The organism is Nostoc sp. JL33 (assembly GCF_017114985.1).
GTDB lineage: Bacteria > Cyanobacteriota > Cyanobacteriia > Cyanobacteriales > Nostocaceae > Nostoc.
In genome coordinates this window covers 1-24,647 of the sequence record NZ_JABXKP010000096.1, presented here as the reverse complement: position 1 = coordinate 24,647, position 24,647 = coordinate 1, and the positions used below count along the sequence as shown (strand labels likewise).

Genomic DNA, 24,647 nt, shown 5'->3' with positions numbered 1-24,647 from the left:
CTCCTCATGTGACTACTGAAGATAAGTTCTTATGATAGTGACATCTAACCAAGAAAAAACCACGAAACAAATAATGAAATTCAAAGCATTATCGCTAGTCGCTGGAGCGTTCGCTCTTACTTTAACTGCAACCTCCTTTGCTGTTCACGCCCAAACAGCCTCTGCTTCACCCGTGCTACTTGCACAAACTCCCCAAAAAGAAAGAGGCCCTTGGAAAGACTTGAATCTAACAGATGCCCAAAAAAGCCAAATTCAGACAATTCGCCGTGATAGCCGCACCAAAATGGAGGCAGTTTTCACCCCAGAACAAAAGGCAAAATTAGAGGCAGCAAAACAAGCGCATCGGGCTGAGTGGCAAGCACGTAAGGCTCAGGGGCAAACAGGTCAAGGCCAACGGCAACCAGGTCAGCATCATGGTCGCGGAAAAGGTGATTTTGCTGACTTAAATCTGAGTGAAGCACAGAAAACCCAAATACGACAAATTCGGGAGTCAGAAAAACAACAGATTCAAGGAGTCCTCACCCCCGAACAGCGCCAAAAACTAGAGCAATCACGTCCAAATCGTCAACAAAGGAATCCCGGATAATCCCCAATCTTTTAAAAAATACTTAATTAATCTGGGGTGGGCAATGCTGCCCATCTAATTCCAAGATAGACATTGTTTTCCATAGTCAAAAATTAATAGACTTCTTGCAGAAGATGCGGAAAGGGGAAAAACTTCATCCCCTTTCCCTTTCCCTATTTATTCCCATGCCCAATTTGGTAGACTTTCAAGCTAGTTATGAGTTATGAGTTAATTCAAAACTCCTAGCTTGATCAAGTAGCAAAAAAAATTGTAGGTTGGGTGAAGGCTTTGCGTAACCCAACATCCTGATAATCAGTTGGGTTGCGCTCCGCTCCACCCAACCTACACCGATTTTAGTTTTTAGCCTTAACTGAACTGTATTGCAATATAGTAGACTTTCAAGCTAGTTATGAGTTATGAGTTAATTCAAAACTCCTAGCTTGATTAAGATGTCCAAAGAATTTGCAATTGGTAGTAAAGTCCGTGTCGTGGCACTACCAGCCTACGTCAAAACTGCTGAACCTATGCCCATGCTGCGCCCACCCGATGTAATTCATATTGGCGAAGAGGGTATAGTCATTGACCGCAGACCGGGTGGATATTGGGGTATTCGCTTCGCTAGGGGAGCTTTTCTCCTAGATAGCCAATACATCGAAAGCATAGATATTCCTCCCAAATCTGATCTAGAGTGAGATTACTAGCAACCAAGAATTGTAAACTTGTGTAAAGTTGTGATTCTGGTTTGCACCATGATTTCCCGCCGCACTTTTTTAAGCATATTATTTGCCAGCTGTATTTCTGTCATCAGCTGGCTGAATTTTACCCCTGCTGCTGATGCTCTTGGTGGTAAACTTCCTGCAATTAATCAACCTGCGCCAGAGTTTACTTTGCCAACCAATACAGGTGATGGCAAAATCTCCCTCTCTGACTTGCGCGGTAAGTGGCTAGTCCTCTACTTTTATCCTAAAGACTTCACCTCTGGTTGTACTATAGAGGCTCGTCGTTTTCAGCAAGACTTACCCCAATACCTGCAAAAGAACGCCCAGATTATTGGCGTAAGTGCTGATGACATTGATTCCCACGCCAAATTTTGTGATTCAGAGGGACTAAAATTTCCCCTGTTGGCTGATACTGATGGTTCAGTGAGTAAAGCTTACGGCTCGTGGCTCGGCTTTTTATCTATGCGCCACAGTTTTATCATCGATCCTCAGGGCGTCTTGCGCGAGACTTTTGTCAAAGTCAACCCAACTATTCACAGTTCAGAAGTGCTGGCACGATTAGAAAAATTACAGTCTACAGCTTCTTAGACCTCAATTAACAAGACTGGTACAGCTTAACCTCACCCTGATAAAGCTGTGCTTTATCTCCCCTCTCCGTGAGTTCGGAGAGGGATTGGGGTGAGGTTTTGATATCTACTTCATCCACCTGGGAACTGCTATATCTGCATTCTTATTTAAGGCACAATAAAACCATCTTTTTTGAGTACATTTTTGACTTGACTGCCAGATAGAAACTCGACAAACTCTTTGGCAGCAGAAGTATTTTTACTGCTTTTAATTATTGCTACCGGATAGACAATCGGTGAGTGAAACTTATCATCAGCAGCGACTACGACTTTTACCTTGTTAGAAATTTTGGCATCCGTAGCATAAACTAAACCCGCTTCGGCGTTACCACTTTCTACTGCTGCCAAAACTTGACGCACATTGTTAGCAAAAACCAATTTTGACTTCACCTGCTCATAAAGTTTCAATTTCTTTAAGACTTGCTCTCCATATTGACCGGCGGGTACACTTCTGGGTTCACCGATCGCAATTTTTTTAATCTTACTATCTCTTAAATCGTAGAAGCTACTGATGCCTACAACATCCTGAGCCACAATCAAGACTAGACGGTTATTTGCCAGGTTAGTACGGCTACCTGTTAGCAAGAGTCCTTTTTCTTCCAAGGCATCCATTTGCTTTTTGCCAGCAGAAATAAAGATATCTGCTGGTGCCCCTTGCTCAATCTGTTGCTGCAAGGCACCAGAAGCCCCAAAGTTATAACTAATGTTGACATCTGATTTACTTTGTTGGTAAAGAGGCTTAATTTCTTCCAGTGCCTCTTTTAGGCTGGCGGCTGCGGACACAAGTATGCTGGTGTTTGACTGTGCTATTACAGGAGAAGGAGTAACTAACGGTAAACCAATTGTTAGCAGCAAGCCAGCAATCGCTATACCCAGAAAGCCAAAAAGTTGTCTTCTTTTCATAAAAAAGGTGTTTGAGAGGTTTTTTTCTAAAATTGATGCTAGGTAAAATCGTAACAATAATACCAAGATTTGCCCAACTATATCGGTAAAATTATGCCTAGAAAAGAACAAGGGTGGGTCACATTCCAAACCTCAGAAGAGGAGCGAAAGATTTTGGAAGACTTTTGTGGCCAGTCTCAGCGAACCAAAACGGAGATTCTTCGGGAATTGGTACGTGGTCTTAATCAACACTCTTCACCATCCAACTCGCTACCAACCATAAACACAGAAGAGGAAGATATCTACACTCAAAAGCCTGAGATAGAAATTACTATTCAAAAGAAATCACTCAAAGTTAGCTCCCGCAATATTCTAAAGGGTGTTGTTAAACGAGTTGTCACTGGAGCCGTTAATAGTGAGGTGACGCTGGAGATTGTTCAGAAAGTTGTGTTAACTTCGATTATCACCAGAGTATCGGTTGAAGAGTTGGGTTTGTCTGAAGGGAAAGAGGCTTATGCCGTTATTAAGTCCAACGATATAGTTATTGCCAGCGAATAGGTTGTGGCCGCTATTCTTACAGCAATTTTTAGGTAAATAGACTACGCGGTAGGGGCACAGCATTGCTGTGCCCCTACAACATATGTGGTTCGATTAAATGAAAAATGAAACAGCTTTGTCTTAACCCAATACGCTTGGGTTAAGTTTTGTCATACTCTATTTGTCCATAGTCAAGTTTGATAATTCGGTTTGCTAAATGAAAATAGCGATCGTCGTGGCTAATCACCAGCACTGTTTTGCCCCGCGATCGCAGTTCTGGTAAAAGTTGAGTGTAGAATATTTCTTTGAATACTGGATCTTGATCGGCTGCCCATTCATCAAATAGATAAATTGGTCGATCTTCCAAGTAGGCTGTGAGCAAAGCTAGCCGTTTCCGTTGTCCTTGAGAAAGTGCTGTCGTGGAAAGTTGACCATTTTCAACTTTAACTTTATGGTCTAGTTGCAGTTGTTTTAAATATTTTGTGGCTTGAGCATCCAAGTTAAAATTTTTTAATCCTAAAAGTTCTTCAAATAAATAAAAGTCGGAAAATACTACAGAAAAATGCTGGCGATACCATTCTTGGTTCTGTTCGCTAATTAGCTCATTATCGAACCAAATTTCGCCGTCATCAGGAATGTAAAGTCCAGTAAGTAGTTTCGCTAAAGTAGATTTACCGCTACCATTCCCGCCAACAATGAAGACTAATTCTTGAGGATAAAGTGTCAAGTCGATGGGGCCAAAAATAAAGCTATTGTCTTCTTGATTTGTTTTGTAAGTGTGGGTAACACTTTCAAATTTCAAGCTGTGCCAGTCAGATTTAATCGCAGGTGGAACAGTCGATATTTCAGTTCCACTAGCTAGAGATAAACCCAGTGAGTCGATTTTTTTCAAGGCAATGCTGGCTTTGCTTAATAACGGAAGTTTGCTGATGATGTTATCCATTGGTAACACCAAGTAAGTGAAGGTCAAAATGTAGCCAGAGAGAGTTTCGCGATTGATGGTAAGCAGATTAGGTAGCGCGAACAGTACAAAACCGAGGGCAAAAAAGAATACGAGTTGACCCCAGCTTGTAGTTATGGCAAAAAGGGTTAGGCCGTTAACGTTGTGATGACGGAATTCGTTAGCAGTTGATTGCAGTTTTTCTTCTAAAAAATCTTGACGTCGCCTGTAATTTAGCTTGAGTTCCTTGACTCCTTCGGTAATGGTGCGAAAATGTTTAAATAGATGATCTTCATCTTCACGAGCTAAGGCGAGCAATTTCCCGCCTCTGGTGAGTAGCCACTGACAACTAGCGATCGCTACTACTGAAATAACACAAACCATCAACAATACTAACCAAGAGAGCCAGGTTATATATGCTATACAACCCAGGACGATCGCTAAATTAATAAAAATGAAAGGCATCTGATAAACAGCATTAGCAACCGCCTGGATATCCTCTGTGAGAGTTGCCAATAATCGAGGATTTCCTAAGCGTTCCAGATTACTCAACTTTGAAGCGAGAATTTGGCGACTCAAACCCATCTGTAATTTCAAAACTGCATTCTGAGAAAGGCGAATCAGCATCACTTGAGAAATGATACTGGTAATCAGGGCAACTATTGCCAGCCCCGCAAAACCCCAAATTATCGATGTGAGGCGGGAAGCAGTACCGCTACTTGCAGCATGGCTAATTAAGGCAATCAAGCCAGCACTACTACCGCCACTCAAGAATCCGGTAGCGATCGCGATCGCCACCATCCGCCACGAAGAACGCACTAACCATCGTAAAATCAACACTTTCAGCCTTTATTCTCTCTCAAATGCTCATCATCCGATCCATGCTCAAAAGTTTAATTTCCAGTATTTGAACAGTTTCAAACCCTGAAAAACCAAGAGGTGACGTGCCTCTAAACTTCTGGTTGCGTATCAGATTTCGGCACCTGGTAGATTTGACGCAATTCTTCAATTGTAGTATGATACGAAGCTTTCATCTTAGAGGATTTCAAGGAAGCTGAAGTACACAAGCCAAGTCTCAAAGCCAGGTATAAAGACTGTTTTACTTCCAAATTCTGGCTCCTGACTTTTGACTTCTGACTCCTGGTGTATATCAATTTTAATGATCAGCATTGATTAATACCACGGTTAAATCATAGATAAAAAACAATAGTTATTATTCATTAATCAAATAGTTGATTATATAAGAATTAATTAGAGTAATTATCTCAAATTTATTTAGTTAACTAATTCCATTTTGCTTAAGATAACGGTAAGCTGTTTCTAAGAAAATTAAAAAAAGATAAATTTGCATTAGCGGCAGCTACGCCCGTCGTAGACATCGCTGGGTTAGCTGGGATCAACGCCAGTTGATTTAAAACCCTGAACTTTTGATGAACATTTAGAGGTAAGTTGATGGCTCAGTTTCTACTTGAGACTGTTTGGCTAGTTCCTTGCTATGCCTTAATAGGTGGCTTATTAGCCGTGCCCTGGTCGCCGGGGATCATTCGGAAAACCGGGCCAAGACCGGCGGGTTATGTAAACTTGGTGATGACATTTTTGGCGTTTGTACATAGTGCGATCGCTTTACAAGCAACTTGGAATCAGCCAGCCCAAGAAGTATTTATTCCTTGGTTATCTACGGCTGGTTTAGACTTGACTATTGCTTTAGAAATTTCCTCAGTGAGTGTCGGCGCTTTGGTTCTGATTACTGGCTTGAATTTGCTAGCGCAGATTTATGCGATCGGCTACATGGAAATGGATTGGGGTTGGGGACGCTTCTATTCGTTATTAGGATTATTTGAAGCGGGACTATGTGCCCTTGTTCTGTGTAATAACTTGTTCTTTAGCTATGTAATTTTGGAAGTCCTGACGCTGGGAACCTACCTCTTAGTGGGCTTATGGTTTAGTCAGCCGTTGGTAGTTTCAGGTGCGAGAGATGCTTTCTTAACTAAGCGGGTGGGAGACTTATTCTTACTGATGGGCGTGTTGGCACTATGGCCCCTAGCCGGGACTTGGAGTTATCCAGAACTAGCCAAGTGGGCGGCTACTGCTAACGTCAACCCGACAACTATGGCACTGGTAGGTTTAGCCTTAATTGCTGGGCCGATGGGTAAATGCGCCCAGTTCCCCCTGCATTTGTGGTTGGATGAAGCAATGGAAGGCCCAGTTCCCAGTACGATTTTGCGGAATTCGGTAGTAGTCGCTAGTGGTGCATGGGTGCTGATTAAATTGCAACCTGTGTTAACCATCTCGCCCATAGTTTCCTCAGCGATGGTGGGTATTGGGGTAGTGACAGCGTTAGGTGCTTCTTTAATTGCGATCGCTCAAATTGATCTTAAACGCTGCCAATCCTATTCTGTCAGCGCATATATGGGTTTAGTATTCATCGCCGTGGGAGTGCAACAACCCGAAACGGCACTGTTGTTAGTACTCACCCATGCCATATCAGCAGCCTTGTTGGTGATGAGTACTGGGGGAATTATCTGGAATAGCATCACCCAAGATGTCACCCAATTAGGCGGATTGTGGACACGTCGCCCAATTTCAGCAATAGCCTTTATCGTCGGGACTTTGGGATTAATTGGTTTTCCACCCTTGGGTAGCTTTTGGGCGTTGATCAAATTAGCAGATGGTTTGTGGGAAACGCAGCCTTGGTTAGTGGGAGTAGTGATAGCGGTAAATACTTTAACAGCCGTGAGTTTAACCAGAGAATTCGGTTTGATTTTTGGCGGTAAAGCTACACAAATGAGTCAGCGATCGCCTGAAGCACACTGGCCGATGATTTTGCCAATGATGATTTTACTTGGTGTCAGTTTACATCTTCCTTTAGTGTTGCAAAGCTTATCAATTTTACCCGATTGGGCAAGTCTAAATAAAGATGTCACACTACTTTTAATTTGGTCGAGTATTTCCGGTTGCAGCATCACTGGACTGATTTATTTAGGCAATATTCCTAAACCGATTCGCCTCCCTTGGAAAGGTTTACAAGACTTACTGGCATACGACTTTTACACCCCCAAACTCTATCGGATGACCATTATTTTCAGCGTTGCCAAAATTTCCCAACTTGCCGATATGATTGACCGCCTTGTAGTCGATGGCATCGTTAATTTGGTTGGTTTATTTTCCCTATTAGGTAGCGAAACTCTCAAATACAGCACCTCTGGACAAACCCAATTTTATGCCTTAACTGTTCTTTTAGGAGTAGGCGTTTTAGGAATCTGGGTAACTTGGTCATTTTGGGGAGTGCAGTTTTTAAATGTGATTTTTCAAATCTCGACATATGGGTAGCAGTAACTATCCTCCTAAAAGTTAACAGTTTAATATTGTGAGAATAATTTCATGAGCATACAACATCCCCAGATAAATCTTTCTAGAAGAAGTTTATTTAAGTTTAGTGCAGGTGCGATCGGTACAGGTGTATTGACAGCCGGACTTAGCTCAAACTTACTTGCACCCGAAAAAGCCTTAGCAGAAGATGATATTACCCCCGATAAGGCATTGCAAGAGCTATTAGATGGAAATGAAAGGTTTGCCAAAAGAAAACGTCGTAATCCCGACCAAAGCTATTCACGTTTAGTCGAAGTTGCTAAAGGTCAAAAGCCTTTCGCTTCTATTCTCGGTTGTGCAGATTCACGAGTCCCTTCAGAAATTGTTTTTGACCAAGGACTTGGAGATTTATTTGTCTGCCGGATAGCTGGTAATATTGCCACAACACAGCAAATTGGTAGCTTAGAATTTGGCAGTTTAGTATTAGGTTCCAAAGTGATCATGGTAGTAGGGCATGAAAGATGTGGTGCGGTACAAGCGGCGATGAAAGGCGATCCAGTACCTGGACAAATTGGAAGTTTACTTGAAGCAATTAAACCAAGTGTAGAAAGCTCAAAAGATAAATCAGGAGATAAGTTAGAAAATGCTTGTAAAGCAAATATTTTGGCGCAAATCAAGAAATTGAAATCATCAACAGTTTTATCTGAGTTAATCAAGGCAGAAAAACTGAAAATAGTCGGTGGCTATTACGATTTAGATACTGGCGCAATCACTATAGTAGGCTAGTACCGCAAGGCGGAAGTCACGCATTCAAAAGTCAAAAGTCAAAACTAATACAGCGTAAGCGTTTTGTTGATTTGGAATGGATTGTTTATTTCCGCCGCGCTGTACTAGCTTTTTAAATCTCGTCCCCAGTCGGAGACTGGGAATGCAAATTTAGGGGCTGCTGCCTCACGAATTCGCGGCACCGCAATGAAGTGCGTTTCCAGTCTCAGACTGGGAACGAGGAAAAGACAAAGGACAAAATTACCATGTTAAGCGTCTTGATTTGGCTGCCAATTTTCGCTGCTGTTTTAATAGCAATATTACCTGTAAGTATCCCTAAACATCGCATTCGTTTAACAGCATTAATTTTTTCTGGGATAGTTCTATTTTGGAACCTTTTTATCCTGCTAAAATTTGATATCAGCAATCCCGGAATGCAATTTCAAGAGTATTTGCCCTGGAATGAAACCCTTGGTTTGAGTTATCAATTAGGTGTTGACGGGCTTTCTATATTGATGTTGGTGTTAAATAGCCTGCTCACCTGGATTGCTATTTACAGCAGTAGTAAAGAAACTGAACGTCCCCGGCTGTTCTACTCGATGATTTTATTAGTTAGTGGAGGAGTCGCAGGTGCTTTTTTAGCAGAAAATTTACTGCTATTCTTCCTATTCTACGAACTAGAATTAATCCCCTTCTACTTACTAATTTCAATTTGGGGAGGGGAAAAACGGGCTTATGCTGGGATTAAATTCCTGATTTATACTGCTGTTTCAGGAGCATTAATTCTGGCAACATTCTTAGGTATGGTGTGGCTGAGTGGTTCTACCAATTTTGCTTTTGATGCATTCTCTACAGAAAATCTATCAACAGCAAAACAAATCCTTTTACTAGCAGGGATAGTATTAGGTTTTGGGATTAAAATTCCCTTAGTTCCCTTCCATACTTGGCTACCCGATGCTTATGTTGAGGCTTCAGCACCAATTGCTATTCTTCTCGGTGGCGTATTAGCAAAGTTGGGAACTTATGGATTGTTGAGGTTTGGGTTAGGTATGTTTCCCCATGCTTGGAGTATTATTGCACCGACTTTGGCAATTTGGGGAGCAGTCAGCGCCATGTATGGGGCAGTAATTGCGATCGCTCAAAAAGATATCAAGCGCATGGTAGCATACAGTTCCGTCGGCCACATGGGTTATATCTTACTAGCTGCTGCCGCCAGTACTCCTTTAGCACTTGTGGGTGCAGTCGCCCAAATGTTTAGCCACGGTATCATCCTGGCGATTCTCTTCCACTTGGTGGGAGTCGTGGAAGCCAAAGTTGGCACCCGCGAGTTAGATAAACTCAATGGCTTAATGAGTCCCATACGCGGTTTACCCCTAATTAGCGCCTTACTAGTTTTAAGTGGTATGGCTAGTGCTGGTATCCCCGGTTTAACAGGATTCATCGCGGAATTTATCGTCTTTCAAGGTAGTTTCTCTATCTTTCCCATTCCGACAATTTTGTGTGTAGTCGCTAGTGGATTAACCGCAGTTTATTTTGTGATTCTCCTCAACCGAACCTGTTTTGGCAGACTCGATAACTTAGCCTACTATCCGAAAGTTTTATGGTCTGAGAAAATACCAGCTTTAATTTTGGCAGCTTTTATCATCTTTTTGGGAGTACAACCCACTTGGTTAGTGCGTTGGAGTGAATCCACAACTACAACAATGGTGGCTACAATTCCCTCTTTGGAAAAAACCGTCATCTCTCAAGTAGCGGTGAAATAGGAAATAAATCAAAACACTTGTAGAGACGGCGATTTATCGCGTCTCAAAACCTATCCCCCAGACACGATTTATCGCCTCTCAAAATTTATCCCCCAGACGCGATTAATCGCGTCTCTACCAATTTACGATTACCATGACAGCAATTAAAACAGCAATTAAATTACCTCCTTCAAAGCACGAATTTGCCGAAGTAATTCACCGCCTAGAAGCAGGCGGTGCAATGTTACCCGATACCCCAGAAAATTTGATGCAAATCATCGGTTTATACAAAGCATATGCTGTGCCGATGGATTTTTACTGGCGTGACCTACTTTATATTGCCGAACACGAATTTTTAAACCCGCTTCCCTTCTTTAAATACTTCTTACCCAAAGAGTATTTAGAACTGCATAATCATTATGCTGGCGATGATGCCGATTTACGAATTTGGCGCGGCGAAGCTACTGCACATCCAGAACTTTTGGCATTTATTGAGAAGGGTGAAACTTTCAAAATGCCGAAGTTGTTGCATCACTTGTTCCACGATCGCATTAACATGGAATTTGCGGAAGCTTGTATGCGGGCTATGTTGTGGCACAGAGGGATGGGTGGGCAATTTGACCCTTACCTAGATTCAAAAGAATACAAAGCCAACGCTGACAAGGCAATTAAAGCTTACTTCCAAGGGAATCCCGTAATGCTGGGACTTTACAAGCTGTTCCCCGATATGTTTTTAGAACAGTGCCGCCAGATGTCATACTACGCTAATCTGGGCTTATTCTGGGAAGTGATGGCTCCGGTATTCTTTGAAATGTCCGATCGCTATGACGAAGGGACAATTAACAGCGTCCCAGAGGCAATGAGTTTCTTAGTTAATGGTATATTTGCGATCGCAGGTCGTCCCATTTACCATCACGTTTATATTCGGGGCGAATGCTATGAAATTGTCCCCAAATCTAAGGGTTTCATGTGGCTATATGAAGCCGCATTACCTTACGTAGAAGCAGTTTTCTACCGCACTGCACCCTTCCGAGGGACAAAATCTTATAATGCTCAAGCGCGTCAAGTACCAGAAGACCAAAAAGATTTTCACTTCGGCATTCTTTACGCTGATGTATTTCCAGTGGGTACTGCTGGCATTCCCCCGACATTATTAATGCAAGATATGCTGCATTTTTTGCCACCATATCTTGTAGATTACTACAGCAAACATTGCCGGGGTGAAGAAGATATGTTGATTCAGTTGGGAGTTAGTTTTCAACGCTCAATGTACTGTGTCACTTCTGCGGTAATTCAAGCTTTGCGAACTGCACTTTTATATCCATTGGATGACCAAAATCCTAAGCATTTACAAGCCAATCGAGATTTTTTTGAGATGCAGCTAAATCGCTTTACTCGTCCTGAATATAATATTCGTGATGCGGCTCGTTTAGGGAGTATCCAAAAGCAAGATTATAGATAAGAAACCCCCCAGCCCGCTTTTTAAGTACCGGGTGGTTTCATCCGAAAAAAGAAAAATAAGTAATCGGACAAAAATATTTACAGTCATTGCGAGCGAAGCGTTCGCGGAGCGTCTCCAAGAGTTGCAATCACAAGGGCTATTCTGCTACTTAGTTTGTGATCGATCACTTATATCATGTCCGGGTAATTAAGCATAATACCCGGAACCCCACCCCGCCAAAGCTGCGCTTTAGCTCCCCTCCCCGCCTGCGGGGAGGGGTTGGGGGTGGGGTTCTTTTATTATGGGTATGCTACCGGACATGATATTACGGATTTCTCATGCCACGCTGGCTCACCGCATTGTTTCATCTCTAGCATAACTGCCTTTCTTTGGTAAGCTAGTTGAAATAATAGCTGATTTTGTCAATAAACTGTCAAATTAGCTGCTCAGTTTTCCAGGGTGAAATTTGCGATGACTGTGAATCTGAAGTCTTTAGATAAACAAATTCATGTAGCGGGCGATTCAAAAACCGCTCCTACTGCTCAAGGAACCCGCTACGTTCCCTCGCACCATCGACGCATTCTGTGTATATTTCCCAAATACAGCCGGTCCTTTGGTACTTTTCATCACGCCTACCCACTCATGGGTAGCGTTCGGGCTTTTATGCCACCCCAAGGTATTTTAATTGTGGCTGCCTACTTACCTAAACAATGGGAAGTGAGGTTTATTGATGAAAATGTCAAATCAGCAAGTAGGGCTGATTACCAATGGGCTGATGTGGTGATTGTGAGTGGAATGCATATCCAAAAACCACAGATTAATCAAATTAATGAACTTGCCCATCGAGCCGGCAAAATTACAGTTGTAGGTGGCCCCTCAGTATCTGGGTGTCCAGAATATTATCCTGAGTTTGACATTTTACACTTGGGTGAGTTGGGAGATGCTAGCGATCGCATGATCGAATATTTAGACCAAAATCTGGAACGTCCCCAAGCGCAAATTCGGTTTGAAACTAAAGAACGTTTACCCTTAACCGAGTTTCCCACCCCAGCTTATCATTTGCTGAATATCAATGATTATTTCCTGGCAAATGTGCAATTTTCCAGTGGTTGCCCTTATCGCTGCGAGTTTTGTGATATTCCAGAACTCTATGGCAACAGCCCCAGGATGAAAACACCAGAGCAAGTAGTCGCAGAGTTAGATGCAATGCGACAATCTGGTAATTTGGGGGCAGTGTATTTTGTCGATGATAACTTTGTTGGCGATCGCCGCGCCGCCATGAAGTTACTTCCTCATCTGATTGACTGGCAAAAACGCAATGGCTACCCCATCCAGTTTGCCTGTGAAGCAACGCTCAACCTAGCTCAAAGTCCAAAACTGCTAGAGATGATGCGCGAAGCTTATTTTTGCACAATCTTTTGTGGTATTGAAACACCTGAACCAAATGCTCTCCATGCTATTTCCAAAGACCAAAATCTGAGTATGCCAATCTTAAAAGCGATTCAGATTTTAAATAGCTATGGCATGGAAGTAGTTTCAGGAATCATCATCGGGCTGGATACAGATACACCAGAAACAGCAGACCGAATTATCGAATTTATTCGGGCATCCCAAATTCCCATGTTGACAATTAACCTGCTTCATGCATTACCGAGAACTCCATTATGGCGGAGGTTAGAAGCAGAAGGACGACTTATCTATGATGAAAGCCGCGAATCAAATGTTGAGTTTTTGATGCCCTACGAGCAAGTTATTGAGATGTGGCGGCGCTGCATCACAACTGCTTATGAGCCAGAATTTTTATATCAACGGTTTGCCTACAACATGGAACACACCTACCCAAACCGCATCGAAATACCTAACAGCCCATCTCGCGCTTCTGCGGCTAATATTCGCAAAGGTCTAACTTATTTAGCTAATATTTTGCTGCGGATAGGCATATTTAGTAACTATCGTCAGACTTTCTGGAAAATGGCCAAGCCAGCATTGAAAGCAGGTAATATTGAAAACTTGATTCACGTTGGACTTGTCGGACATCATTTGATTAAGTTTGCCCAAGATTGTGCCAAAAACGAAGAATCGGCTTCCTTTTATTCCCAAAAAGTCCTTACCAAAGTTCGTAGCTAACTGTCAAGATGTCATTTTGCTAAAAAGCAAAACAAAGTTGAAGAAGAATTCAGAAGTCAGAATACATTCGTCAGAATCAAGACGCTCTCTACGTTCGCGCAGCGTGTCGCAGACAGACGCTACGCGTAGCTTGTCCTCCGCAGGAGTACGCGGACACGAGAAAGCGTAACGCTATCAGTCTCTTATTCAGACCCGCGACTGATTGTTCGCGCTTGCGTCTCGTAGAGAAGACCACAAAACAAGAAAATTTGGTGGGGGTGCAAAAACGCCGATTATTCAGACGCTACGCACAGTCGCTCTAAGCGTTCGCGTAGCGTCTCCAAGAGTTGCCATGCCGTAGGCTTTACGCTACGCTATCCGCTTTTTCGTACAGAATACCTTTCCTGTATTCTGACGACTGACGCATGTATTCTGTTCGATAAATTATGCTTATCAGTAAACACTTTTATTGATATATAGCAGTCCTAGATCATTCCTTATCTCTTTGTTTTCTCTGCGTCTGGTGTGGTTCAATTAAAAAATATTTTTCGCTAACTCCAGAGAAATAGAAAATTTAATGAATGATTTAGGACTGCGATCGCATATGCTGTTTTTGAGGTTTTATCGTAAAAAAGTCTAAAACCTTCAAACTATATACAAGGAAATATACCTGTGAAAAGAACTTTGTTTCTCAGTCCTCCTTCCTTCGATGGGTTTGATGGTGGTGCAGGTTCGAGATACCAAGCCAAGCGCGAGATTACTTCCTTCTGGTATCCTACATGGCTGGCGCAACCCGCAGCCCTTGTACCTGGTAGTAAGCTTGTGGATGCACCACCACATGGCCAAACAGTAGAAGATGTAATCGAAATTGCTAAAGATTACGAGCTAATTATCATGCACACCAGCACACCTTCGCTGCCTAATGATGTGAAGTGTGCTAAGGCAATAAAAGCTCAAAACCCTGATATCCAGATTGGCTTAATTGGAGCGCACGTAGCAATATTACCAGAGCAGACGCTGGTTGAAAACCCAATTATTGACTTTGTGTGTCGCCACGAATTTGACTATACCTGCAAAGAACTAGCATTATCTAAATCTTGGGAAGAAATCACCGGTCTAAGCTACCGCGATCGCCAGGGTAATATACGTCATAATCAAGACCGCCCCTTGATTCACGATTGGGATTCTATGCCCAGTGTATTGCCGATTTATCACCGTGATTTGGATATTACCAAATACTTTATTGGCTACTTGTTACATCCATACATTTCCTTTTACACTGGGCGGGGCTGTCCGGCAAAATGTACCTTCTGCCTTTGGCCGCAAACAATTGGTGGACACTTATACCGCACTAAAAGCCCAGAAGCTGTTGGGCGCGAGATGGAAGAAGCTAAAGCTATCTTCGGTGACAAGGTGCGAGAATATATGTTTGATGACGACACCTTTACTATAGACAAACATCGAGCGATCGCGATTAGCGAACACATGCAGCGACTCAAACTGACTTGGAGTTGCAACGCCCGTGCCAATCTCGACTATGACACCCTCAAACAACTACGCGATAATGGCTTACGCCTACTATTAGTAGGATTTGAATCTGGGAATCAGCAAGTTTTGGATGGGATTAAGAAAGGAATCAAGCTGGAAGTCGCGCGGAAGTTTATGGAAAATTGTCATAAACTTGGCATTACCGTACACGGCACATTTATCATTGGTTTACCTGACGAAACCCAACAAACAATTGAAGAAACAGTCCGGTTTGCTTGCGATATTAGTCCTCATACAATTCAGGTTTCGATCGCAGCTCCCTATCCCGGAACAGAACTTTATCGTCAAGCACAGGAAAATAATTGGTTTAGCAACAATTCCTTAGTTGCTAGTTCAGGGATTCAAATGTCCACACTGCAATATCCAAATCTCTCCAGTGCTGAGATTGAAGATGCAGTTGAAAACATGTATCGGAAATTTTACTTTCGTCCCAGAGCGATCATTCCAATTGTCAGTGAAATGCTCACCGATCCCCAAATGTTAGTGCGTCGCCTGCGTGAAGGGCGGGAATTTTTCTCCTACTTAAAAGATCGTCGCACCCAAGCAACGGCTAAAGCAGAATCAGTAGTTGTTGGTTAGTAGTTGGTTGCTCTTTTTAGAGCAATTGACATAATACGATTTTGGATTGGGATCGACATAAGTCTAACAGGTTGTTTTAAAAGTATTGGGCGAATATAATTCGCTACTACACAACCAAAGTCCACCTCCGTGGACTAATACAAATTCAAGGGTTTGTTAACCTGCGGAGGCAGGTTTTGCCTGTGTAGCCAAGCCAGTGCGTTGGGCGGCTTTGCCGACTTGAAGCACCTGGCGCGCGACTTCTAGTCGCTCGGATGAAGAAAACCGAGTTCTTAATTTTGGATAAAGTCGAGCTAAGAGACTTACACAAAACTGACGAAAAAACTCTCTCTTCCTCATTCCTCTGTGTTCTCTGCGTCTGGAGTGGTTCGTTTAATTTATTTATTAGAAATCCCTAACTCAATAGCTCAATTATCAGAAAAAAACATATGCAAGCAAAGCGATTCGCCATTATCAATGGTGATGACTTTGGTTTCTCTCAAGGAGTTAATCAAGCAATTATCAAAGCACACAAACAGGGAATACTAACTAGTACCAGCCTGATGGTGAGCGCTGATGCTGCAAAAGAAGCTGTCACCTTGGCAACTGCCCACCCAACCCTGGCTGTTGGTCTACATCTTGTATTGATATGTGGTCGTTCTGTCTTACCGCCAGAGCAAATTCCCCATTTAGTTGACAAACAAGGTAACTTTTCCAACAGTCCATTTTTCGCCGGGTTGCGCTATCAATTTGTCAAGGAAACCCGTCAAGAACTGCGACAAGAAATTCGCGCCCAGTTAGAAAAATACCGTTCTACGGGTTTATCTCTCTCTCATGTGGATGGACATTTGCACATGCATATGCATCCAGTGATCTTGCGTATTTTAGTTGATCTGGCACCAGAATTTGATATTAAAGTTATTCGTCTTCCAAGTGAGGAACTGGGGTTAACCCTCAGAGTGAATCGCAGTCATCTGCTGACAAAGCTAGTTTGGTCAGCAGTATTTGGCAGACTACGCCGCTATGGTGAGAAGATGCTAAAGTCCCAAGGTATTAGCTTTACCGAAAGAGTTTACGGTTTATTGCAAACTGGTGGCATTACAGAGGAATATTTGCTTGGGTTGATACCCCAAATTCAGGCAAACTTGGTGGAGATTTACTCTCATCCGGCGATGCCGAAGGCGGGCAACTCTTGCAGAGGCTACGCCAACGCCAACGCTATTCATGGCGAACCTTTGAATGGAGAACTAGAGGCAGGTGAAGCAGAACTTGCTGCCTTGTTAAGTGATCAGGTACGCGAAGTACTCCTTAGTAACGGCTTTGAAATTACCAACCACCATTTTCTATCCCAACCTACCAGCTAAATTTTATTTTCCAGAATTTTTAATTAATGATAATTAATCCTAAAAGTATCTGGCTTTGATTCAGATACTTTTGGAAATAATTGCGCCAGCTAAAAATATGTCCTGAAAATTTAAAAGTAAAATTCATCTAAAGTAATAACTTTGTCACCCCAATTTCATGTAACCTACATGAAAAAGTCCTAAACTTATCGGCAACGAATCTAGCAAATGCTAATATTACTCCTCTGCTAATCAATGCCCATGTTTGTATCTACTTTTTTAACAAACGTTAACCTGATTATCATTGATTTATTACTAATTTTGTGCATTTCGGCTGTCTGGTTTTATTGCTATGCAATTTATGCAGCAATAACTTTTTTTGCTACTCCCCAGCCAATTGATCTAGAGTTTCATCCACCAGTTAGTATCCTCAAACCCATTTGCGGGCTTGATAGCGATGCTTATGAAAACTTCGCCTCATTTTGTCAGCAGGACTATCCAGAATATCAAATCATCTTTGCTGTGCGAAACTCTCAAGACCCTTGCATAGAGGTTGTAGAGAAAATCATCCACAATTTTTCAGATTTGGATATTCTGTTGATAGTAAGCGATCGCGTCATCGGTACAAACCTGAAAGTTAGCAACTTGGCGAATGCCGCAGCCAAAGCTAAATACGAAATTCTAGTCCTTGCTGATAGTGACATCCGAGTTGGAACAGACTATTTACAAAGAGTTATCCAGCCGTTGCAAGACGAAAGCGTGGGTGTAGTTACTTGTATGTATCGAACCTTAGCCCAAGGATGGATATCGACATTAGAGGCTATTGGTACTACTACTGAATTTCATGCTGGGGTTTTAGTCAGCAACATCCAGGAAAAGGGTATAAAATATGCCTTTGGTTGCACGATTGCCATCCCGAAAAAAGTACTAGAAGCCATCGGTGGATTTGAAGCGATCGCTGATTATCTGGCAGATGATTTCCAACTTGGCTATCTACCTGTCCAAGCAGGTTACAAAGTTGTGCTTTCCGATTACATAGTTGAACATCTACATAAAAGCACCACCTTAATTGATGTCATCAAGCGCCAGATTCGTTGGGCGCTTTGTAAACGAGTTTCTCGTCCTTGGGGTTATCTAGGACTAATTTTTACCTATGGTATCGTCACCAGCTTGCTGCTGCTGATTGCCACGGGTGGTTCAATACTAGGATGGCTAGGACTATCTATCTGTTGGGTAACAAGATTGGTGATGGCTTGGATTGTTGGTACTATAAGTCTGAAAGATCCAATTGTCAAAAAGTTTCTGTGGCTCGTTCCTGGGTGGGACTTATTAAGCTTTGCTATTTGGTGTTTTGCCTTTATTGGCAACACTATAGAGTGGCGGGGGCAGCAACTGAAGCTAACTAAAGATGGAAAGCTACTAGCACAAAAAGACAAAAGTTATGAATTATCAATTATCAATTAAGGTTTTGACTTGTTAGTAATTACTGTTATACATATTCCAAGACCACATCAAATTTAAGTTCATCTATGACCATAAAGCCTTGGGATGCTCAACTTGCTTACTGGCTAGTTAAACCTCTAAAAGACAGTTGGGTAAACCCCAATCATCTAACAACAGTCCGACTTGTGACAGGGTTGGCGGCTGCCGTCGCGATGTCTACGACGGGCGTAGCTGCCGCAGTTGGCGATGCCATTTGGGTTAACATTGGGGCAGGGCTGTTTGCTTTATCCAACTTTCTAGATCACACGGACGGTGAATTAGCTCGTTTGAGTGGGAAAAGCAGCAAATGGGGACATCAGTATGACCTCGCTAGTGATGCTATCATCCACATTTTTTTGTTTGTGTGTATTGGATATGGTCTTAAGGAGGGAAAATTTGGTTGGTGGGCGTTGCTTATGGGGATAGTATCTGGTGTATCTGTTGCTTGCATCTTTCATTTGCGAAACGAAATGGAACAGCGTTTAGGTAAAGATGCCAGCCGTCAACCAAATTTCGCCGGGTTTGACATTGAAGACGTGCTGTATTTGTTTCCCATTGTTACTTTACTGGATGGACTAGAGCCGTTACTAATGTTAGCGACAATTGGGGCACCAACTTTTGCTGTATGGGTAATTTGGCAATTTCGGGCACTCCCGCAGCCGGAATCAAACTAGTATAACGGGGCATTGGGCAGAAAGCTAAGAAAATAGCCTTTTCTAGTTTTCCGAATGCGATATTTATTTTCGCAATCCTGTATTAGTATCAAATTAACAATGGAGCTTCAAACTGAAATTGATAAAGCTATAGCAGTTGTTGATTACCAAAAACTTCAAGCTGAGTTCCAAGCTCAAAATGAATTTTTGGTAGTGGAGAAGTTTCTCCCTAACTGCATCATCGAGCAGTTCTTGGCGCTGTTGCCATCTTTGCAACCTGCTATCAACCGCAACTATATTCCCAATCATAAAAAGGGCGGTAGTATCAGCCGCTATAGTTTAGACAGTCTTGCTCCGATTTTCGGAGAGTTTTATCAACTCAGTGCCTTTTTTGAGTTCCTCAACCAAATTACGGCAGAAAAACTCCTTCCCTGTCCTGGCGCTGATCCCCATACTTACGCGCTGTACTATTACACTGAGCTTGGAGACCATATCCAGTATCATTACGATACCTCTTACTATCGCGGTAAACGCTATACAGTGTTGCTAGGTTTAGTTGATAATTCATCCAGTAAGCTGGAATATCAACTCTACAAAGATATTCCTGAACAGGAGACTCAAACGCGATCGCTCTCCTTAACCCCTGGTACTCTAGTATTATTCAATGGTGACAAACTCTATCACAGAGTTACACCTTTGGGTAAAAATGAACAGCGTATTGTCTTAACTTTAGAATACGTCACCGACACCCGCATGGGTATGTTAAAACGTTTTGTCTCGAATATGAAAGACGCGATCGCCTATTTCGGTTTTCGCCAAGTGTTTCGCCGTTGAAGCGATACAGAGTTAATCTTTCTTCCATGTTAAGAATTAATTAACAAATATTGTCTTGAGCAAAAAACAGTCATTATAAAATACTGGGAAAATTCCCAGATTTTCTGGTATCTTAGCTCAGTTGGTGACTTGACGATGAAGGCAATTATATTAGCTGCTGGCGTTGGACGACGCTTAGGTAAAGACGGGCAAATCCAACCCAAATGCTTACTGAAATTTAACGGCAAATCTCTATTAGAGCGCCATTTGAACTATCTCCGTCATTACCAGATTGAGGAAGTGGTGATTGCTGTGGGTTATCAAGCACAAAGAATTCAGGATGAAATTAAAGCATTAGGAGCCGAAAATTGGGTCAGTACAGTTTATAATCCTGATTACACCAAAGGTAGTGTGATTAGCCTTTGGACTTTACGTCAACAGCTAGCTGCTGGCGATGACATATTATTAATGGATGCAGATGTGTTGTGCGATCGCCGCATCATTGAGCGACTTGTGAAGACAAATATCTCCAACTGCTTCTTACTGGATCGGGATTTTGAACCCGGAGATGAACCCGTAAAGCTTTGCATCAGAGATAATCATTTAGTAGAGTTTCGCAAACAAGTAGCTCTTGGTTTGGCTTATGATTTGATTGGCGAATCAGTGGGATTCTTTCGTTTTGGGAGTGCTGCTGCTCACCGGATTGCTACTCGCACAGAATATTATATCGCTGACGAACGAGATGAACAACCTTATGAAGAAGTTATTCGGGATCTACTGTTAGAAACTCCCGAAAGCTTTGGCTACGAAGACATCACTGGTTTATCTTGGATTGAAATCGATTTTCCACAGGATATTCAACGTGCCCAAAACGATATTTTACCTCAGATAGAAGTCGCAAAAAATGTCTGAAAATATCTTTAGAAAGAATTCAGGAATCAGAATTCAGTATGAATTCTGTGCTACTACTAGCGGGTGAATCAAGGGGTTTAAAACCCGATTAAATATCCGATTTAGTGGTCAAAAACATAGTGGCGGTTTTGAATCTCCCACTAATTGATTCTGAATTCGGAATTCTGGCTTCTGAATTCTTCTTTCATTATTACTATAGGTTGAAAAAAGCAGAATAAATGCATCAAATATTTGCACCCATTGACACCGCTACAAAATTAAGTAAGTGTGCCCAATTGCGGTTATTACTAGAATCGCCTCAACTCGACTTCATCATGGAAGCTCACAATGGGATTAGCGCCCGCATTGTGGAAGAGGCTGGATTTAAAGGAATTTGGGCCAGTGGACTCGCCCTTTCGGCTCAATATGGCGTTCGAGATAATAATGAAGCCAGTTGGACTCAAGTTGTAGAAATGCTGGAGTTCATGTCTGATGTTACCAGCATCCCGATCTTATTAGACGGGGATACTGGCTATGGCAACTTTAATAATATGCGCCGCCTGGTTAAGAAGTTAGAACAGCGAGGTATTGCTGGAGTCTGTATTGAAGATAAGCTTTTTCCCAAAACCAATAGCTTCATCAACGGGAGTCGCCAAGCTTTGGCTGATATTGATGAATTCTGCGGCAAAATAAAAGCAGGTAAGGATAGTCAGACAGACCCAAATTTTTGCATCGTCGCCCGACTCGAAGCTTTGATTGCCGGCTGGGATCTTTCGGAGGCAATGCGCCGAGCTGAAGCTTACCACGCAGCCGGAGCAACCGCGATCTTGATTCACAGTAAATCATCGCGTCCTGACCAAGTGCTAGCCTTTGCCAAAGAATGGGCGAGTCGTTCGCCGTTAGTGATTATACCGACTAAATATTACAGCACACCTACCGATGTTTTTCGCAAAGCTGAAGTTAATTTGGTCATCTGGGCAAACCATCTGATTCGAGCTGCTGTTGCTAGTATGCAAGCGATCGCTCATGAAGTGAAAGCCAGCGAAACTTTAATCAACATTGAAGATGAGATTGCGCCTGTAAAAGAAATTTTCCGGCTACAGGGGGCGGATGAACTCATAGAAGCGGAAAAACGCTACTTTAGCAACGGACGACAACATACCCAAGCGATCGTTTTGGCTGCTAGCAGAGGCCAAGAATTAGCAGGGTTGACGCAAGATAAGCCAAAAGTAATGTTACCCCTTGGAGGTAAACCCCTGCTCAGGCTTTTGGTGGACAAATTTAAAAAACTTGCCATCAACGATATTACCGTTGTCGCAGGTTACAAAGCAGAAACTATTAATGTTCCTGGAACTAAAGTCATCCGCAACCCAGATTATGAAACAACGGGAGAATTAGCATCCTTAGCCTGCGCTCAAACCAGTTTCGGCGATGAGATGCTGGTACTTTATGGCGATTTACTATTTAGAAGCTACATCCTGCGGGATTTATTAGAATGTCCCGGAGAAATTGTCGCTGTAGTCGATTCTGTAGCAAACGGTAAGTCTGTTAGCGGTTCACCTGACTACGCCTATTGTTCAATCCCAGATGACCTTTCCATTTTTGGACAAGATGTTAACCTGTTGGACATTTCTAAAACAACACAAACCCAATTAGGGAAATCTAGCGGACGCTGGATTGGGATGCTGCGCGTGCGGAGTCAAGGTAGACAGTGGGTGAGTGAAGCACTCCATGAGTTGCAAAAACGACCGGAATTCAACAGTTTGGGTTTGCCAGAATTATGCAATTATTTAATCGAGCAAGGAAAACCGATCAAGGTGCTTTATATTCGCGGTAACTGGTTAGATGTTAATTCTTTAGATGATCTTGACCTTGCTTTTCAATTGAAACAATAGGGGAGTGGGGAGTGGGGAGTGGGGAGTTATATTATGTATGCTGGATTACTTATTAAACCCGAAGAACCCCACCCCGCCAAAGCTGCGCTTTGTCTCCCCTCCCCGCTTGCGGGGAGGGGATTAAGGGGTGGGGTGCAATGACTGTGGAAATCATAACTAAATTATGCGGACATGATATTAGGAGTCGCGAGTGGGGAGTTCTAATCTCCACGTTCCGAGTTCTAATCTCCACGTTCCGAGTTCTAATCTCCACGTTCCGAGTTCAAAGGTGGAAGTTCCGAGTTCAAAGGTGGAAGTTCCGAGTTCAGAGGTGGAAGTTCCGAGTTCCAATCTTGACGTTCCGAGTTCCAATCTTGACGTTCCGAGTTCAGAGGTGGAAGTTCCGAGTTCAGAGGTAAAAGTTGCGAGTTCAGAGGTGGGAGTTCCGAGTTCAAAGGTTGGAGTAATAATTTTTCCTCTCAATTCTCCACTCCCTATGTCAAAAATTACTGTAAATTTTTAATTATGATTCAGGCAGAGGAATTTGTAGAAGCTGCGCGTAATCTTGGTTTTGAGTGGTACACTGGCGTACCCTGTTCTTTTCTCACGCCTTTTATTAACTACGTCATCAATGACGTTCAACTTAGATATATCTCCGCAGCCAATGAGGGAGATGCTGTAGCGATCGCAGCCGGTGCAGCAATTGCTGGTAAACCAGCTGTGGTAATGATGCAAAACTCTGGTTTGGGGAATGCTGTTAACCCATTAACTTCGCTCACTTATATCTTTCGGATTCCGTTGCTGCTGATTTGTACCCTGCGAGGCGATCGCCTGTTAAAAGATGAACCGCAACATCAATTAATGGGGCAAATCACAGATAAATTGTTGGAAACAATGACTATACCTTGGGAATTTTTTCCCACACACGCAGCAGAAATAGAACCAGTTCTGCAAAGAGCCACAGCTTATATGCAACAAGAACGCTGTCCTTATGCTCTAATTATGCGTAAAGGAGCGATATCTTCTCTGCGAGACGCTACGCGAACGATGGGCTACGCCAACGCACCCCATGCACTCACCCGTTCTTCTATCCCCGAACGAGAAAATAGTAGTAGCGCTCATATTCAGCAAAGTTTTTTTCGCGATCGCAAAGAACAACGCGTTTCTCGCAGCGAAGCACTAGCTCGGATTGTGGAACTCATTGATCCAGAAAACACTGTAGTAATTGCCACCACGGGATACACGGGACGCGAACTATTTGCCAGTAAAGACAGCGCCAATCATCTTTACATGGTTGGATCGATGGGCTGCGCTTCCTCAATGGGATTGGGACTATCTTTAGCACGTCCAGACCTGAAGGTAGTGGTAATAGATGGCGATGGTGCAGCACTGATGCGAATGGGTAACTTTGCGACTATCGGCACTTATGGCGGTGCTAACTTGATCCATATTCTTTTAGATAATGAAGTCCACGATTCCACAGGCGCACAAGCCACCGTTTCTGCGGGTATCTCCTTTGCCAAAATTGCCGAAGCGTGTGGTTATGGTGTCACATTAGCCGGAGATGATCCAGCCCTTTTAGATGCCTTATTTACCGCAGATGCTAACACTAGACCTAAATTCGCTCATTTAAAAATCCGTCCCGGAACTTTAGAAAACCTACCTCGACCTAACCTTACCCCAGAAGCAGTTTTGCAACGCTTTATGAAACACATTGGTTCTGAGCTAATAATTCCTAATTCGTAATTCGTAATTCGTAATTAATAAATTTATTGTACAAACTCTTAATTTATTAATGCCCACTCCCCACTCCCCACTCCCCACTCCCCACTCCCCACTCCCCACTCCCCACT

The 24,647-nt window shown here is 42.8% G+C and carries 20 protein-coding genes; 17 read left to right on the top strand and 3 right to left on the bottom strand.

Annotation, left to right across the window (positions count from 1 at the left end; all coding sequences use genetic code 11):
* Positions 1-73 precede the first annotated feature (73 nt).
* The 3 genes from HWQ23_RS28645 (at position 74) to HWQ23_RS28635 (ending at position 1,872) form a co-directional block, all read left to right on the top strand.
* A complete protein-coding gene (locus HWQ23_RS28645) occupies positions 74-586 on the top strand; it encodes a Spy/CpxP family protein refolding chaperone (RefSeq protein ID WP_292836339.1) in 513 nt (170 codons plus the stop codon).
* 428 nt (positions 587-1,014) lie between these two features.
* Positions 1,015-1,257: a regulatory protein SipA gene (gene sipA, locus HWQ23_RS28640; protein WP_292836336.1), complete on the top strand. Its 243-nt coding sequence runs from the start codon at positions 1,015-1,017 to the stop codon at positions 1,255-1,257.
* Positions 1,258-1,314: 57 nt separating this feature from the next.
* Entirely contained in the window at positions 1,315-1,872 is a 558-nt protein-coding gene (locus tag HWQ23_RS28635; RefSeq protein ID WP_292836333.1) for a peroxiredoxin, read from the top strand.
* Positions 1,873-2,018: 146 nt separating this feature from the next.
* Here the strand turns inward: HWQ23_RS28635 and modA are convergent, their stop codons facing one another.
* Positions 2,019-2,813, bottom strand: a complete 795-nt coding sequence (gene modA, locus HWQ23_RS28630; RefSeq protein ID WP_292836330.1) for a molybdate ABC transporter substrate-binding protein — start codon at positions 2,811-2,813, stop codon at positions 2,019-2,021.
* 93 nt (positions 2,814-2,906) lie between these two features.
* Between modA and HWQ23_RS28625 the strand changes: the two genes are divergently transcribed.
* The gene (locus HWQ23_RS28625; protein WP_292836328.1) at positions 2,907-3,350 is read left to right on the top strand and encodes a TOBE domain-containing protein; all 444 of its coding nucleotides are present in this window, start codon (positions 2,907-2,909) and stop codon (positions 3,348-3,350) included.
* A 139-nt stretch (positions 3,351-3,489) separates the two neighbouring features.
* Here HWQ23_RS28625 and HWQ23_RS28620 read toward each other — a convergent pair whose 3' ends face one another.
* Positions 3,490-5,109, bottom strand: a complete 1,620-nt coding sequence (locus HWQ23_RS28620; protein ID WP_292836325.1) for a cyclic peptide export ABC transporter — start codon at positions 5,107-5,109, stop codon at positions 3,490-3,492.
* A gap of 612 nt (positions 5,110-5,721) precedes the next feature.
* Here HWQ23_RS28620 and HWQ23_RS28615 point away from each other — a divergent pair.
* The 12 genes from HWQ23_RS28615 to aepX all read left to right on the top strand — a co-directional run bounded on the left by HWQ23_RS28615 (position 5,722) and on the right by aepX (position 22,815).
* Positions 5,722-7,599, top strand: coding sequence for an NAD(P)H-quinone oxidoreductase subunit F (locus HWQ23_RS28615; protein ID WP_292836322.1), 1,878 nt, complete (start codon positions 5,722-5,724; stop codon positions 7,597-7,599).
* A gap of 51 nt (positions 7,600-7,650) precedes the next feature.
* Positions 7,651-8,364 carry a carbonic anhydrase gene (locus HWQ23_RS28610; RefSeq protein ID WP_292836319.1) on the top strand — a complete coding sequence of 238 codons (714 nt, stop codon included), beginning with the start codon at positions 7,651-7,653 and terminating at the stop codon, positions 8,362-8,364.
* A gap of 245 nt (positions 8,365-8,609) precedes the next feature.
* The gene (locus HWQ23_RS28605; protein ID WP_292836316.1) at positions 8,610-10,106 is read left to right on the top strand and encodes an NADH-quinone oxidoreductase subunit M; all 1,497 of its coding nucleotides are present in this window, start codon (positions 8,610-8,612) and stop codon (positions 10,104-10,106) included.
* Between the two features lie 133 nt (positions 10,107-10,239).
* Entirely contained in the window at positions 10,240-11,547 is a 1,308-nt protein-coding gene (locus HWQ23_RS28600) for a CO2 hydration protein (protein WP_375466551.1), read from the top strand.
* A 450-nt stretch (positions 11,548-11,997) separates the two neighbouring features.
* On the top strand, positions 11,998-13,653 hold the full coding sequence (locus HWQ23_RS28595; protein WP_292836314.1) for a B12-binding domain-containing radical SAM protein: 1,656 nt from the start codon (positions 11,998-12,000) through the stop codon (positions 13,651-13,653).
* 651 nt (positions 13,654-14,304) lie between these two features.
* Positions 14,305-15,759: a hopanoid biosynthesis associated radical SAM protein HpnJ gene (gene hpnJ / locus HWQ23_RS28590; protein ID WP_292836311.1), complete on the top strand. Its 1,455-nt coding sequence runs from the start codon at positions 14,305-14,307 to the stop codon at positions 15,757-15,759.
* 428 nt (positions 15,760-16,187) lie between these two features.
* Positions 16,188-17,102, top strand: a complete 915-nt coding sequence (gene hpnK / locus HWQ23_RS28585) for a hopanoid biosynthesis-associated protein HpnK (protein WP_292836308.1) — start codon at positions 16,188-16,190, stop codon at positions 17,100-17,102.
* A gap of 240 nt (positions 17,103-17,342) precedes the next feature.
* Positions 17,343-18,545 carry a bacteriohopanetetrol glucosamine biosynthesis glycosyltransferase HpnI gene (gene hpnI / locus HWQ23_RS28580; RefSeq protein WP_292836305.1) on the top strand — a complete coding sequence of 401 codons (1,203 nt, stop codon included), beginning with the start codon at positions 17,343-17,345 and terminating at the stop codon, positions 18,543-18,545.
* A gap of 65 nt (positions 18,546-18,610) precedes the next feature.
* Entirely contained in the window at positions 18,611-19,237 is a 627-nt protein-coding gene (locus tag HWQ23_RS28575; RefSeq protein ID WP_292836302.1) for a CDP-alcohol phosphatidyltransferase family protein, read from the top strand.
* A gap of 99 nt (positions 19,238-19,336) precedes the next feature.
* Positions 19,337-20,050, top strand: coding sequence for a 2OG-Fe(II) oxygenase family protein (locus HWQ23_RS28570; RefSeq protein ID WP_292836300.1), 714 nt, complete (start codon positions 19,337-19,339; stop codon positions 20,048-20,050).
* Between the two features lie 135 nt (positions 20,051-20,185).
* Positions 20,186-20,941 carry a phosphocholine cytidylyltransferase family protein gene (locus HWQ23_RS28565; protein ID WP_292836297.1) on the top strand — a complete coding sequence of 252 codons (756 nt, stop codon included), beginning with the start codon at positions 20,186-20,188 and terminating at the stop codon, positions 20,939-20,941.
* A 218-nt stretch (positions 20,942-21,159) separates the two neighbouring features.
* Entirely contained in the window at positions 21,160-22,815 is a 1,656-nt protein-coding gene (aepX, locus tag HWQ23_RS28560; protein ID WP_292836295.1) for a phosphoenolpyruvate mutase, read from the top strand.
* Between the two features lie 242 nt (positions 22,816-23,057).
* Here the strand turns inward: aepX and HWQ23_RS28555 are convergent, their stop codons facing one another.
* On the bottom strand, positions 23,058-23,249 hold the full coding sequence (locus HWQ23_RS28555; protein WP_292836293.1) for a hypothetical protein: 192 nt from the start codon (positions 23,247-23,249) through the stop codon (positions 23,058-23,060).
* A 70-nt stretch (positions 23,250-23,319) separates the two neighbouring features.
* Between HWQ23_RS28555 and aepY the strand changes: the two genes are divergently transcribed.
* Positions 23,320-24,540, top strand: a complete 1,221-nt coding sequence (gene aepY / locus HWQ23_RS28550; protein WP_292836291.1) for a phosphonopyruvate decarboxylase — start codon at positions 23,320-23,322, stop codon at positions 24,538-24,540.
* Positions 24,541-24,647 lie beyond the last annotated feature (107 nt).